11 protein-coding genes are annotated in these 12,953 nt (G+C 48.3%); 2 read left to right on the forward strand and 9 right to left on the reverse strand.

Features of this window, described 5'->3' with window-relative positions:
• Positions 1-75: 75 nt before the first annotated feature.
• The 3 genes from ACP158_RS10305 to ACP158_RS10315 are packed head-to-tail and all read right to left on the reverse strand — an operon-like array spanning position 76 to position 4,581.
• Positions 76-612, reverse strand: a complete 537-nt coding sequence (locus ACP158_RS10305) for a hypothetical protein (RefSeq protein WP_424946042.1) — start codon at positions 610-612, stop codon at positions 76-78.
• Positions 605-2,002, reverse strand: coding sequence for an AAA family ATPase (locus ACP158_RS10310; RefSeq protein WP_424946043.1), 1,398 nt, complete (start codon positions 2,000-2,002; stop codon positions 605-607). The genes ACP158_RS10305 and ACP158_RS10310 overlap by 8 nt, the downstream gene beginning before the upstream one ends.
• The gene (locus ACP158_RS10315; protein WP_424946044.1) at positions 1,999-4,581 is read right to left on the reverse strand and encodes a site-specific DNA-methyltransferase; all 2,583 of its coding nucleotides are present in this window, start codon (positions 4,579-4,581) and stop codon (positions 1,999-2,001) included. Before ACP158_RS10315 ends, ACP158_RS10310 begins: the two co-directional genes overlap by 4 nt.
• A 167-nt stretch (positions 4,582-4,748) precedes the next feature.
• Between ACP158_RS10315 and pncB the strand changes: the two genes are divergently transcribed.
• Positions 4,749-6,053: a nicotinate phosphoribosyltransferase gene (gene pncB / locus ACP158_RS10320; protein WP_424946045.1), complete on the forward strand. Its 1,305-nt coding sequence runs from the start codon at positions 4,749-4,751 to the stop codon at positions 6,051-6,053.
• A 108-nt stretch (positions 6,054-6,161) separates the two neighbouring features.
• On the opposite strand, the gene ACP158_RS10325 is transcribed toward pncB, so the two are convergent.
• The gene (locus ACP158_RS10325) at positions 6,162-6,737 is read right to left on the reverse strand and encodes an NADPH-dependent FMN reductase (RefSeq protein ID WP_424946046.1); all 576 of its coding nucleotides are present in this window, start codon (positions 6,735-6,737) and stop codon (positions 6,162-6,164) included.
• A gap of 45 nt (positions 6,738-6,782) precedes the next feature.
• Between ACP158_RS10325 and ACP158_RS10330 the strand changes: the two genes are divergently transcribed.
• The gene (locus ACP158_RS10330; protein WP_424946047.1) at positions 6,783-6,962 is read left to right on the forward strand and encodes a hypothetical protein; all 180 of its coding nucleotides are present in this window, start codon (positions 6,783-6,785) and stop codon (positions 6,960-6,962) included.
• Here ACP158_RS10330 and ACP158_RS10335 read toward each other — a convergent pair.
• The 5 genes from ACP158_RS10335 to ACP158_RS10355 all read right to left on the reverse strand — a co-directional run bounded on the left by ACP158_RS10335 (position 6,937) and on the right by ACP158_RS10355 (position 12,891).
• The gene (locus ACP158_RS10335) at positions 6,937-7,308 is read right to left on the reverse strand and encodes a DUF3461 family protein (protein WP_424946048.1); all 372 of its coding nucleotides are present in this window, start codon (positions 7,306-7,308) and stop codon (positions 6,937-6,939) included. The genes ACP158_RS10330 and ACP158_RS10335 overlap by 26 nt on opposite strands.
• A 37-nt stretch (positions 7,309-7,345) precedes the next feature.
• Positions 7,346-9,238, reverse strand: coding sequence for an ABC transporter ATP-binding protein (locus ACP158_RS10340; RefSeq protein WP_424946049.1), 1,893 nt, complete (start codon positions 9,236-9,238; stop codon positions 7,346-7,348).
• 4 nt (positions 9,239-9,242) lie between these two features.
• Positions 9,243-10,163, reverse strand: a complete 921-nt coding sequence (locus tag ACP158_RS10345; protein WP_424946050.1) for an ABC transporter permease — start codon at positions 10,161-10,163, stop codon at positions 9,243-9,245.
• A 20-nt stretch (positions 10,164-10,183) separates the two neighbouring features.
• The gene (locus ACP158_RS10350; protein WP_424946051.1) at positions 10,184-11,134 is read right to left on the reverse strand and encodes an ABC transporter permease; all 951 of its coding nucleotides are present in this window, start codon (positions 11,132-11,134) and stop codon (positions 10,184-10,186) included.
• A gap of 119 nt (positions 11,135-11,253) precedes the next feature.
• Positions 11,254-12,891, reverse strand: coding sequence for an ABC transporter substrate-binding protein (locus ACP158_RS10355; RefSeq protein WP_424946052.1), 1,638 nt, complete (start codon positions 12,889-12,891; stop codon positions 11,254-11,256).
• Positions 12,892-12,953 lie beyond the last annotated feature (62 nt).

Here is a 12,953-nt window from a genome sequence, read left to right on the forward strand (position 1 = left end):
TTTCTCTGCGCTCCCGTTCGTAATGCCAATGCTTCCCTGGTTCATCGTAGGGGTTGTCGATGATGAGGGAATTAGTCACTTTAACATCGCGAACGGAATTGTTGGAGAAAGAATGACTTTGAAATTTCTATTTTCATAGGAAACAGATTGTGGATGGTTATAGCGCACTCCCTGTTTGTCCAATCTGGACGACATTTTCTCTCCAATAACAGTATAGTACTGGTTAATCTTTTGATCGTTCCCATAATGAATATTAGCCATTGAAACCAAATACTGTAGCGTTGGAATAGTACAAAGAATTTGCTTACATGCTTTATCAGGAACACTTTTATCGACAGGGTTCAAGGATTTTTTCATCTCAACAAAATAAACATCCACGTGGTTATTGCAAGGGATAAAAATAAGTTGGTCACAAGATTTTTTATAATCTATTTTTGCTTCCACCACCCCTATATGAGATTTACCTCCCGGCGGGACATTGACAACAAGTCCGTTTTTCGGGACTCCTGTTATTTTAACTTTCATGCCAGATTGTGAATCCTTTAACTCTGTATTATTTTCTGTGACTGACCAATACTTGTCTAATAAAAGAAATTTTAGAGAATCAATCATTTTGTAAATCGCCATCTGCTGTCAGCATGCCAAGTTCATTTGATATTTGATTGATACTATCAATGGAGGCATCAAAAACCGGCATGTCAATACCCGTTTTATCTACCTCACATGGTGTCAATGTTCCCTTTTCGCATATGTAGGCTTTCACTGCTTCTGGTTTCAAATAATCATCCGCTGTATAATCTTTTTTGTTGCGCGCTAAGAATTTATCTTTTCCCTCAAATTTGTTACTCAACATAATGAGGTTGTTAAATTCTTTGATTAAATAATCACTATGAGTAGTCAGAAGTACTTTTAAACCGGAGTTGACACAAAACGCCAGAAGTCTTGCCATTAGCACCTGATTGGTTGGACTGAGATGGCTTTCGGGTTCATCAATAATCAGCATCTGTCCTTGTTGTGCAACATGTTTGAGATAAAAGTATAGGTCTGATACACCACGCGCTGACGACGATGCTAAATGCAAAGGTATGTCAAATCGATTTTCTCCGCGTCGCTTGGAAATGAATCGAATCTCGTCATTCTTGGTTTTATAATACCCATCCATTATTCTTTCCACCGAGCGCAAGTTATTTATCGGCAGATTGCTTTTCCTTTTTGGGATTTCAGCCAAGTCTCTTGTGAAATTTATGTTGTCTTTTATGGGTTTGGCATAGCGAGCAGCTTCTTTTTCAATATATGATTGATAACGGCTAGATTCTTTTTCATTGGATAAATTCTGTAGCTTTTCAACTAGTCTGTTTTTATTTAAATCTAGTTCCTTATAAAAAAGAGAAACACCAAATCTTTCAGCCGAAAGGATAAAAGGAACCGGAAAATTACTTTTTATCATCTTATGAAATAGAGTATATAATCCCATCGCCATTGCTCTGCTTGTAAGTTGATGGTTTCCAACGTTATCAAATTCTAAATGTATGATTCCATCTTTTAAAGAAGATAATAATACAGATTCCCGATCCTGATGGCTTACTCTGTGTTTTTCATTTTCCATTTCTTCTTGTTTGATATATTTTTTGATAGAAAATTCTGCATCTTCAAATTCATCATTAGAACAACTAAAAACTTGATCAATATATACTGAAGAAAATAAAGTGGAAGAATATTGCAACATTAAATCTGCCAGAGTTTTGAATCTTTCAAACTGCATAGTTGCTTTCCCATGTTCTTTTATTTGCTTCGCAATTTCTTCCATTTTTGTAAAAAATTCTGAATCACTATAGTTTCTTGTCATCAACGATATATCATCATGAAATGCCTCTAAGAAACCATATAAGGTATAAACCAAATAAGTTTTCCCCGTGTTGTTTTGCCCGGCAATGATGGTTAAATCGCCCAACTCAAGTTCAGCTTCCTTGATTGGACCTATATTTTTGAATGTTGCTTTCATGATTTATTCTCCTGGGATGGCGCACCCAAAACCCGCAAACTTTCTATCCCTCTATCATCCACTATTTTGACGGCGATGCGTTCATTTTCACCGAGGTCAAACGGCAGGGAAAGGGTGCCGCGGTAAGCTTCAATCAACTCGTCGTCTATCTCGGATTTGAGGTTTCTTGCTAGTTTGCTCCAGCCTTCTTTGGCGCCCGCCATGGGGAAGAACACCTGGGAGGGATACAGGCTCCTGCCGTCATAGTCGGTGTCCAACATCCAGACCGCGATTTTTTCCGTATTGCCGGATTCCACATCACCGCTTTTGGTGTTGAAGTAATCAAAGCCATGCACTTCCACTTGCCACCTATCTGCGTTCTCGCCTCGGCGGATTCGGCGCAAACTCACATCCGGTTGCCCAATCAGCCAGAAACTTTCATTACTGGCGCGTTTCTTTTTCAGGTCATCGGTTTGCAGGTCGGCATTCATCTGCACCTTCAACATCTTTACGCCGGGCCAATCGGTTTCGTCTATGTCCTTTGCCGCTTCCGGGTCAAACTGAAAAGCCACGAACACGACCAACTCTGGCTTTGGCACCAGGGTTTGCGCTTCTTGCACGGCATTTTCCACCTGCCGCTGCTCCAGGGGCGCATGTTCGGGACCGAATGAGATGACCGCACGGCGGGGCATGCCTGCCGTATTCACATCCTTGACGCCGTCGGCACCGCTGTCGTCTGGCTTGGTTTCGGCGTCTGCGTGCAGGTAGTGGCATGGCAGGGTTTCAATACGGGAGAAGGAAATGTGCTGTCCGCCTTTGCCGCGAATGCCGGACTTCAACAACTCATCGCGCCATTCACTTTGGCGCAGGGTTTCGCCGCTACGGACAATGGTTTCATCCGCCGCCGCGGGCTCTGGTGCGGTGATGGCATCCAGCGGCTGTACCGTCGGTGCCGGCACGGCTTCCACCGTGAAAGGTCCGGTGATGCGTGCTTTTTTGGTGTCTTTGAATGGTTGGTCGTAAAGTGTTTCCGTTGCCGGCGGTTCGTTGTTGGCGATGGATTTCAAGGTGACATGCGGCACTTTTTTATATTCAAACCCACTACCGACGCCCTCGGCGGGATGCGCCAGTTTATAGTAATCAAAACTGGCGGTCATCAGTCGTTGTTTTGCCAGGGTCAGTGCCACACGCGAGGTATCGCAGGTAATCCATCTACGTCCCCATTGTTCGGCGACGAATGCGCTGGTGCCGCTACCGCAGGTAGGGTCCAAGACCAGATCGCCCGGGTCGGTGGTCATAAGGATGCAGCGTTGGATCGTTTTGGCGGAAGTTTCTACAATATAATTTTTCTTTGTTCCCAGCATCACCGATTGCCAACGATCCGTGATAGGTATTACAGGAAAGTCATCAGCAAACCTTCTATATCTTAATACTGAGCCCATTTTTTCAATTCTGTTATTTTTTGCTAATTTTTCCATACCCTCAACAGTAGTTTTCCAATGTGTTCCATTTCTAGGTTTGTATATCTTTTTATCAAACTCAAAACCTTGATCAGAATTTGACCCACCTTCAGAATAAAGTGAAGATAATTGGTATCTTCTGGTGCCGGGTGGAATTATTCCAGTTTTAATACTATCCGCGGTTAGCCGCTCTGTTTTTCCATCTGCGAAAAAAAGCATATCGTATCTATCTAACGAAGTATTTCCTAATAGTCTGTCTAAAAACAATTGTCGATATTTTATTTGAGTTATATCTTTTCCATACCAAATTAAGAAATCAACTGTTGTTGGTAAAATTTTTGTTTCCTGTCCGCTTGTCTTTTGAAATGTAATTAGCTTTACAAAATTCCCCACCCCAAAAACCTCATCCATAATCTCCCGCACATGATGCACATTCTCATCTGAAATCTGCACAAAGCAAGAACCCGAATCAGTCAACAACTCACGCGCCAACAGCAGGCGGTCGCGCAGGTAAGACAAGTAGGAATGAATGCCCAGCTCCCAGGTGTCGCGGAAGGCGCGAATCTGTTCCGGCTCGGAAGTCAGGTCGTCGTCCTTGCCGTCCTTGACATCACGCCGATTGACAAAGGGCTGGAAGTTGCTGCCGTATTTGATGCCGTAGGGCGGATCCATATAGACGCACTGGACGCGGCGCGCCATGTTTTCCTTTTCCAGCAATGAGTTCATCACCAGCAGACTATCGCCAGCGATGAGACGGTTACTCCAGTTGTGAGAATGTTGGTAAAACTCTATCTCGTTGCGTAGTGGAATTTTGCGTTCCTCATCAAACAAACTCCCTTGATGGACTGCATCGTCACTGTACTTCCTGACCGCATCCACAATGGTGCGCGGGTCAATACGCTCATGAACATGCAGAGACTGGGTCGGCACATCAAAAGAAGTGTGCTCGGCCTTACCGGCCCATTGCAGTTGCGGATCAAGATGCGGGTCGTATGCATAACGCCGCCGCTCGCCCTTGTCCGGGTCGCTACTCGGCGTGACCAGCCCGACCTGCGGATTATTCGCCCGCGCTTTGTCGGCGTGATCGTATTGCGCGATTGGCTTGGTTCGGGGCTTGGTTGATTTTTTGCGTGCTGGCATTTGTGCTTGGTTGGTTCATGCGATGACTCGCAACCGTTCGTTGACCACAACCTTGATTATACTACATGACTGAAATGGCTTGGGATATAATGCGGCGACCGAAAATCTGAAATCTCAATAAGATGGCGTTGGCGACCGCCGGCGGACTCAACTTAACTGAAAATATAATGACCACCTCCGACTTGGCCAAGCGCGTATACGACCATACTTTCAAGTTGGATCCTATCGTCAGGAGCTTGCTGGATACGGATGTCTATAAATTGTTAATGCTGCAAACCATCTGGAAAGAATTCGCCCGCATACCGGTTACATTTTCGGTCATCAATCGCACTCGCTCGGTTCGTCTCGCCGAACAAATAGATGGCGACGAGTTGCGCGGACAATTGGATCATGCGCGCACCATCGGCATCACCAAGAAGGAACGAATTTGGTTGGCGGGCAACACTTTCTACGGCCGCGAACGATTGTTCTCCACCGAGTTCATCGACTGGCTGGCCGACTATCGCCTGCCCGAATACCAACTCCGAAAACAGGACGGCCAGTTTTTGATCGACTTTCATGGCCACTGGTCTGAGGTAACGCTGTGGGAACTCCCGGTTTTGACCATTATCAGCGAACTGCGCTCGCGCGCCGCGCTTAGGGAGGTCGGACGCTTTGAGTTGGATGTGATTTATGCTCGGGCAAAAGCGAAACTTTGGGAAAAGGTTATGCGCTTGAATCGACTGCCGGATTTACGCCTGGCTGATTTTGGCAGCCGTCGTCGCCATAGTTTCTTATGGCAAAACTGGTGTGTCGAAGCGTTGAAAGATGGGCTGGGGGATAAATTTATCGGCACCAGCAATGTGCGATTGGCCATGGAACACGATCTCGAAGCGATTGGCACCAACGCCCACGAGCTGCCGATGGTGATGGCTGCATTGGCGGATGACGACGATGAATTGCGTGATGCCCCTTACAAAGTTCTGCAAAGTTGGCAACTTAACTATGACGGCAACCTGCTCATCGTTCTGCCCGATACCTATGGCAGCACCACCTTTTTGAAAAATGCCCCCGATTGGGTGGCAAACTGGAGCGGCTTTCGGGTTGATTCCAAAGAGCCGATCGCCGGCGGCGAGGAATTAATACAATGGTGGAAAGCCATGGGCCAGGACCCGCAAGAAAAATTGATTATTTTTTCCGACGGGCTGGACATCGATGACATTGAAACCATCACTCATCATTTTGCACAAAAAGTGAAGGTGGGTTTTGGATGGGGAACGAACTTAACCAATGATTTCAAGGATTGCGCGCCGACCCCGAATGATCGACTCAACGCATTCTCATTGGTTTGCAAGGTCACGCAAGCGGCGGGCAAGCCGACCGTAAAACTTTCGGATAATCTGGAAAAAGCGTCCGGGCCCAAGGCAGAAATCGCGCGCTATCTGAAGGTGTTCGGGAAAGATCAAATAACAAGAATGAAAGTGGTTGTGTAAGGATAATTGCAGGCGCGCCAATCATGGACATGAGCATGGGCATGGGCATGGGCATGGGCATGAGCATGGACATGCACGAAAAACGCTGCCGACCTGGTTGCTGCTGTATCAGCCGTTCAACTTGTTCAAGGTTGCGGTCAGGTTGATTCCCAAATTCATAATGGCGCGCTGCTGTTTTTCATCCGCTAACTGCCCGGCCTCGTTGAAGGCGTTCATTGCGTTTGACACCGCCACTTGACCGGGCAATACGGTCATGCCCAAATTGCCCAACAACATTCTCAAGGATACCAACCCTCTGATGCCACCGAGCCCACTCGGCGATGCGGACATCAGCGCAACGCATTTGCCGCCGAATGCGACCAATGGTTTTTCGTCCGGCGCTTCGGATCTTGAGGCCCAGTCGATGCAGTTTTTCAACAGCCCGCTATAGCCGCTGTTATATTCCGGCGACGAAATTAACACGCCGTCGCTGCGCATTAAATGGCGCTTGAACTGTCGCGCATGATCCGGCATGCCCTGTTCCGCCTCATAGTCCTGATCGAAGATCGGCATGGGGTAGTCGCGCAAGTCAATCAACGTTACCTCGGCGCCGGCTTCCTGAGCGCCCTGCGCGGCGATGGCGATTAATTTTCTATTAAACGAATCGGTGCGCGAACTGCCTGCGAATGCAAGAATTTTAGCCATGTTTTAGCCGTGGATGTTTTTTGTTATCGTGGATGAGCGACGCTGATGACGACATCGAAAGCCACTTGCGGCGCGCAAGGCAAAGTCGCTCTTTGGGATTTCGCCGCAATAGAAAAATCTGAGGCAAAGCCGCCTGCGGAAAATCTGAATGCGGAAAATCTGCCTGAGGAATATCTGAATGCGGAAAATCGGATGCGCGCTAAAGTTTCTCTACCAACGATTTAATATAATCAATTCGCGAAGCGACATCCTCTTCCAGCGCGTGCACCTCTTCGGCAATCAGTTGACTGACATGATGGGAATCCTCGCGCGCATCCATGAGTTGCTCCAACTCCGCAACCGCATTCCTGAACTCGGGCGCGCTTTCATACAGCACTTCGGTGCGCCGCGTGCCGCTATCCACCATGGTTGATTTTTTAATTTGCGCAAACCTGAACTTTTTGCTGACCGGCAGAATCGAGCCTTTTTTGCGATCGTAGACAATTCGAAGAATGTCGGTACGGTCGGTCATGTAAATCGCAAATCGCGCGATTTGTTCGGGATTTTGTACGCCCATTGCGGTTAAAGCCAAATTTTTTCTCATAATTTTCATCTCTAATAAGCCGAATTCATCCTGTTTCCAGCGGTTTATCCTTGCCAATCTTCTCATATCCATGCAGAATTTGTTGCGTGTTCGCCTCGGATTCGTTCAGTTGATCGATGCTCAGATGACAGGCAATCTGGTGACCATCCTTCAACTCACGGATGGGCGCGTCTTTGACATCGCAGGTGTTCTCAATGGCCATCGGGCAACGATTGAAAAACGGGCAACCGATTTTAGTGATTTCAACACCGCGCGCAATACCCGCCGCCATTTCGCGTTTTTGCATGGTATCTTCAAGCCAGCCAATGCGTAGCTCAGGCACCGAACTGATCAACAATCGCGTGTATGGATGATACGGTGGTGACAGCACTTCGTCTGTTGGTCCCTGTTCGACCACGCGACCGGCATACAGCACCACAATTTCATCCGCGAAAGAGCCGACCGTGGATAAATCGTGGCTGATAAACACGAATGAAACGCCGGTTTTGTCACGCAATGCAGTCAGTAGTTTAATCACATTGGCGCCAACAATACTATCCAACGCCGAGGTTACCTCGTCACACAACATCACCTCGGGATTTGCCGCCAGCGAACGAGCCATATTAATTCGTTGCTTTTGTCCGCCGGATAATTCCATCGGGTAGCGGCTGGCAAATTCTGCTGGCAGTTCAACCATTTCAAGAATTTCGGCAACCTTGGCGTGTTTTTTCTTGCCTTTGATGCCATGATAAAATTCCAATGGTCGGCCGATAATATCGCCAATGACCTGTTTGGGATTGAGCGCGGTGTCGGCCATCTGGAACACAAACTGGACTTTTTGCAACTCATCCAGTTTGCGGTCGTTCAGACTGCCGTTCAGCTCTTTTCCTTCGAGCCGCACATGCCCTTTCGCCTGAGGCAGTAAACCAGCCATGACCCTGGCCATGGTGGATTTACCGCAACCTGATTCGCCGATGACGCCGACAACATGGCCGTTTTCAACTTTTACCGAGACATCGCGCAAAATCGTCGCTATCGGTTCGCCATCGACAATCCCGCCATACCCGGCAGTCAGGTGTTCCATTTCAATGGCCGGAACATCACGATCATGTTCATCACCCACCTGAACGCCCATACCAGCAGTGGGGGTTGGGCGAACCGCATCCATCAAGCGTTTGGTATAGGCATGCGACGGATGGTTGATAATCTGTTCCACCGGGCCCTGCTCCATGATCTCGCCGCTGTATAACACGACAATGTAATCCGCTATCTGGGCAACCACCGCCAGATCGTGGGTCACATAAATAGCGGCGGCATTTTCTTCCTTGATAACCTTCTTGAAGGCTTTCAAGACTTCAATCTGGGTGGTGACATCCAGTGCTGTGGTGGGCTCGTCCAGGACCATCAAATCCGGTTTGCCGCACAACGCCATGGCAGCCATCAGCCGCTGCAACTGACCGCCAGACACTTGGTGCGGATAACGATAGCCAATCCTGTTTGGATCGGGCAGTTCAAGGGCGTGATATAATGCCTCTGCGCGTTTGGTTGCTTCCGCCTGGTTTAACACGCCATGCAACACCGCCGATTCGGTGACTTGTTCGCCAATGGTAATTGCCGGATTAAAAGTGGCTGCCGCGCTTTGTGCCAGATAGGCCACGTTTGCGCCGCGAAGCGCCCGCTGTTCCAGAGGAGCCATGGTCAATACATCCTTGCCTCTCAGCAGAACTTCGCCGCCGGTGAAGTGCAACCCCGGTTTTGTATAAGCCAACGCCGCCAGGGATATTGTAGTTTTACCGGAACCGGATTCTCCGATCAAAGCAACCACTTCACCTTCGTGAATATCAAACGTAACACCCTTGACAATGGGTATTTCCACCTTTTCATCGTTATAGGCGCTAATTCTAAGATCTTTTACTTCGAATAATTTTTCTTTAGCCATCGTTCTACACCATTTTTTTAGCGAGACTACCGCCGGCCTTGGCGGAAATGTCATCCACGATCAAGTTGATCGCGATGGTAAAGGTCGCAATCGCAAGTGCCGGCCATATTGCGGCGTAGGATCCATAGACCAAGCCTTGCAGGTTTTCGCGTACCATACTGCCCCAGTCAGAGGCCGGCGGCTGCACCCCCAGTCCGAGAAAACTCAGGCTGGAAATGAACAGCACCACAAACACCAGTCGCAGACCAAAATCGGTGGCCAACGGCATGGCCGCATTGGGCAGCACTTCTGATTTAATAATCCACCACAAACCTTCGCCGCGCGCCTGCGCCGCCTCGACAAAATCCTGCACCATAATATCCTGCCCCAGCGCGCGCGCTATCCGAAACACGCTGGTCGCATAAATAATCGCGGCGATGCTGATCAGTATCGGTATGGAAGAACCCAGTGCTGCGATGGCAATCAAACCAAGCATGATAGCGGGTAATGACAGGATTGAATCGTTCACACGGCTGATTATCATATCGGTCCAACCGCCTTTTACCGCGGCGGCAATACCCAGCGTTATGCCAATACAATAAGCCAATAGCGTGGCAACAATTGAAATTCCAATGGTATTTCTTGCTCCAAAGGCAATCCTTGAAAGTGTATCCCTGCCCAAGTAATCAGTGCCTAAATAAAAGTTGCCGTATTCGTTGCTATGGGCGTCCAAAAAGCCGTCATCGCCGTCCATATCCATTTCATGGAAAGGCGCGATATAGGGGCCAATAACAACAATGACCATCCAGAATACAACGATTCCGACAGCGATTTTACCAGTCCAGGAAAGTTTTAATCTTCGCTTTGGCGGTGCATCGGGTAACTCGGCAAACGCGTCGAGTTTCGCGATTACCTCTTGTTCTTTTGTTTTATTATCTTCAGACATAATTCATACCTGTTGGATGCCTATTTCGGTTGCCTTAGACGGGGATTGGAAAGAATGGATGCCACGTCTGCCACTAAAATCAGCAGTACGTAAGTAGCGCAAAATATCATCGCGCAAGCCTGCACCAGGGGCAAGTCCCGGGTCTGCACGCCATCTATCATCAGTTTAGCGAGTCCCGGATACGCAAAGATGGTTTCAACGATAACCACGCCGCTGACCAGATACGCCAAGTTCAAAGCGATTACATTTACGATCGGTCCGATAGCGTTGAACAAGGCATGCCGAAGAATAATTCGTCGTCTTGGCACACCTTTTAAAATCGCCATCTCGATATAAGGCGAGCTCATTACATTCAATATCCCGGCCCTGGTCATTCGTATCATCTGTGCGGATACCACAATAACCAGGGTAATCAAGGGCATTGCCAAGGCGCGTAGCAACTGTAGGAACGTTTCGTCTCCCGTCAAGTAGGCGGTTGACGGCAGCCAGTGCAATTCAACTGCCAGAATCAATACCAATATAGTCGCGATGAAAAATTCGGGTACCGAAATCGTGCTTAACGTGCAAAACGTGATGGTGCGATCAAGCCAGGTGCCGGGATGCATCGCCGCCCACAATCCCAAAACAACGGATACGGGAATAGCAATTCCTGAAACGAATCCCGCCATCATCATGGTATTACCCAAACGACCATCGATCAAACTGGAAATGGTTGCGCCGCCTGCTTTGGAGATACCCAAATCACCGGTCATCATATTACCGAGCCAGGAAAAGTACTGGACATACAGGGGTTGATCCATGCCCAATTGGGCACGCAGTGCTGCCAGCGTTTCTGGTGTTGCGCTTTGTCCCAGGATTATTTGCGCGACGTCACCGGGCAGAATGCTGGTGCCAATAAATACGATAATCGATACCACAATCAGTGTGGCAAAACCGATTCCCAGTCTTCGAAGAACCATTTGAGTCATCATAAGCAATATCCTCTAATCATTGGTGTACTCACTTGATTTATCCTTATTTTGTAAAAATAAGGCCTGCATTCTTATAAAAAAATGCAGACCTTTAGCCGATCAGTTATCAGGATGATTGATTAGGCAAGCCAGGCAAACTCAGGCCACTCAAGGGCGCCTAATTGACCCAGAGGCACTTTGGGTACACCCATAACATTATTCGCAATACCATCATTGATATTGGAAAATGCCGGGATAACCATGCCACTGCCCTCGTGGATCAAGGTTTGCATTTCACAATACATCGCATGGCGTTTATCAGAATCTGTTTCTGCCAATGAGGCAGTTAACAGCTCACCCATACGCTCATTATTCCAGTAAGTATCGTTCCAGGCCGCACCCGGAGCGAACTGGATCGCCATTTGGACATTGGCCGTTGGCCGCATGTTCCAGGTCACCACGTTCAACGGCTCGTTCATCCACACCGCGCCCCAGTAGCCGTCGGTAGGCACTTTCTTGATCTTTAGGTCGAAGCCAATCTTCGCGCAATTGGCTTGTGCCAGCAAGGTGACCTCTTCAATACCCGGCGCGACTGGCGCAACAAACACTTCGGCAGTACTGAAGCCGGATTTTTCGAAATGGAATTTCGCTTTGTCCGGGTCGAATTCCCGTTGTGGCAGCTCGGAACACCAGTCTGCGCCGTGTGCCGCCATAATAGGCGTGTCATTGCCCAGAGAACCCTTGCCTTTCAGGATTCTTTTGACGATGCGCTCGCGGTCCTGGATGTATTGCATGCCTTTGACAAAATCATCATTACTGCCAGGCTCGGTATTTTTAAGAATGCAGATTGACACCTGCAATGCGGCAGGCGTGGACAGCAGGGTCACATCATCCGATTCTTCAATTTGCCTGAATGCCTTGGGATCCACCGTGGATATCAGTTGAACATCACCGGCAAGCAACGCATTGACCCGTGCCACTGAATCAGTTATCGCAGTTATTTCGATGACATCCAGGTTGGCGCCTTCACGCCAGTAGTTTTCGTTACGTTTATGAACCGATTTCACGCCGGGATCGAAAGATTCCAAAGTGAAAGGGCCGGTGCCATTGCCTTCTCCGGTAGTTCCGTTCTTGACAATCTTGTTTTGGAAAATACCCAGCACTATAGGCAAGTCAGCATTTGGCGAATTCATGATTGCCTTACATTCATGGCTACCGGTCTTTTTCCACTCCTTAACCGAAGCCAGAACAGACTTGATAACCGAGGTGGAGTCTTCACCAAGGTGGCGATTCATCGACCAAACAACGTCATCGGCGCTAAACGGCGAACCGTCATGGAAAGTAACATCTTTTCGAAGTTTGAAGGTCCATTCGGTGGCATCGCCATTGGGTTCAAAGGAAATGGCAAGTTCCGGTTGCGGCGTCAGGTCATCGGCATGTTGAACCAAGCTGTTGTAGGTCGTCCGGCCACGCGCATAGTCAATGGTTGACGTGAACAGAGATGGGTCCAGCTGATCATCCGGGCCATGCAGGCTGGAAGCAAATCGGACCGAGCCGCCTTTTTTCGGGGTTTGGGCCATGGCTTGTCCGCCCGTAGCGAACAAATTGCCCGCCGTAGCGGCGGTCACTCCGGTCGCCATCATTAATTTCAATGCATCGCGACGGGAATAATCGCCCGCTCCCCTTTTTTTACGCAGGATTTTCTCTACCAGGGCCTGGTGATGGCTATCGAGATCGGAAAATCCGAGTTCGCCTGATATTGGTTTTTTGTCTTTCATTTAAGTTCTCCGGTGGTTACAAGTTAAATTTTTATTGGGTCTTAACTAGTTAAGACCCTTTT

This window comes from Candidatus Spongiihabitans sp., from assembly GCF_965247905.1.
Classification (GTDB): domain Bacteria; phylum Pseudomonadota; class Gammaproteobacteria; order Arenicellales; family Poriferihabitantaceae; genus Spongiihabitans.

What these genes read in the sequence shown, in the direction of transcription:
- ACP158_RS10305 (WP_424946042.1), bottom strand. Translation starts at nt 612, where the DNA reads ATGATTGATTCTCTAAAATTTCTTTTATTAGACAAGTATTGGTCAGTC.
- ACP158_RS10310 (WP_424946043.1), bottom strand. Translation starts at nt 2,002, where the DNA reads ATGAAAGCAACATTCAAAAATATAGGTCCAATCAAGGAAGCTGAACTT.
- ACP158_RS10315 (WP_424946044.1), bottom strand. Translation starts at nt 4,581, where the DNA reads ATGCCAGCACGCAAAAAATCAACCAAGCCCCGAACCAAGCCAATCGCG.
- pncB (WP_424946045.1), top strand. Translation starts at nt 4,749, where the DNA reads ATGACCACCTCCGACTTGGCCAAGCGCGTATACGACCATACTTTCAAG.
- ACP158_RS10325 (WP_424946046.1), bottom strand. Translation starts at nt 6,737, where the DNA reads ATGGCTAAAATTCTTGCATTCGCAGGCAGTTCGCGCACCGATTCGTTT.
- ACP158_RS10330 (WP_424946047.1), top strand. Translation starts at nt 6,783, where the DNA reads ATGACGACATCGAAAGCCACTTGCGGCGCGCAAGGCAAAGTCGCTCTT.
- ACP158_RS10340 (WP_424946049.1), bottom strand. Translation starts at nt 9,238, where the DNA reads ATGGCTAAAGAAAAATTATTCGAAGTAAAAGATCTTAGAATTAGCGCC.
- ACP158_RS10345 (WP_424946050.1), bottom strand. Translation starts at nt 10,163, where the DNA reads ATGTCTGAAGATAATAAAACAAAAGAACAAGAGGTAATCGCGAAACTC.
- ACP158_RS10350 (WP_424946051.1), bottom strand. Translation starts at nt 11,134, where the DNA reads ATGATGACTCAAATGGTTCTTCGAAGACTGGGAATCGGTTTTGCCACA.
- ACP158_RS10355 (WP_424946052.1), bottom strand. Translation starts at nt 12,891, where the DNA reads ATGAAAGACAAAAAACCAATATCAGGCGAACTCGGATTTTCCGATCTC.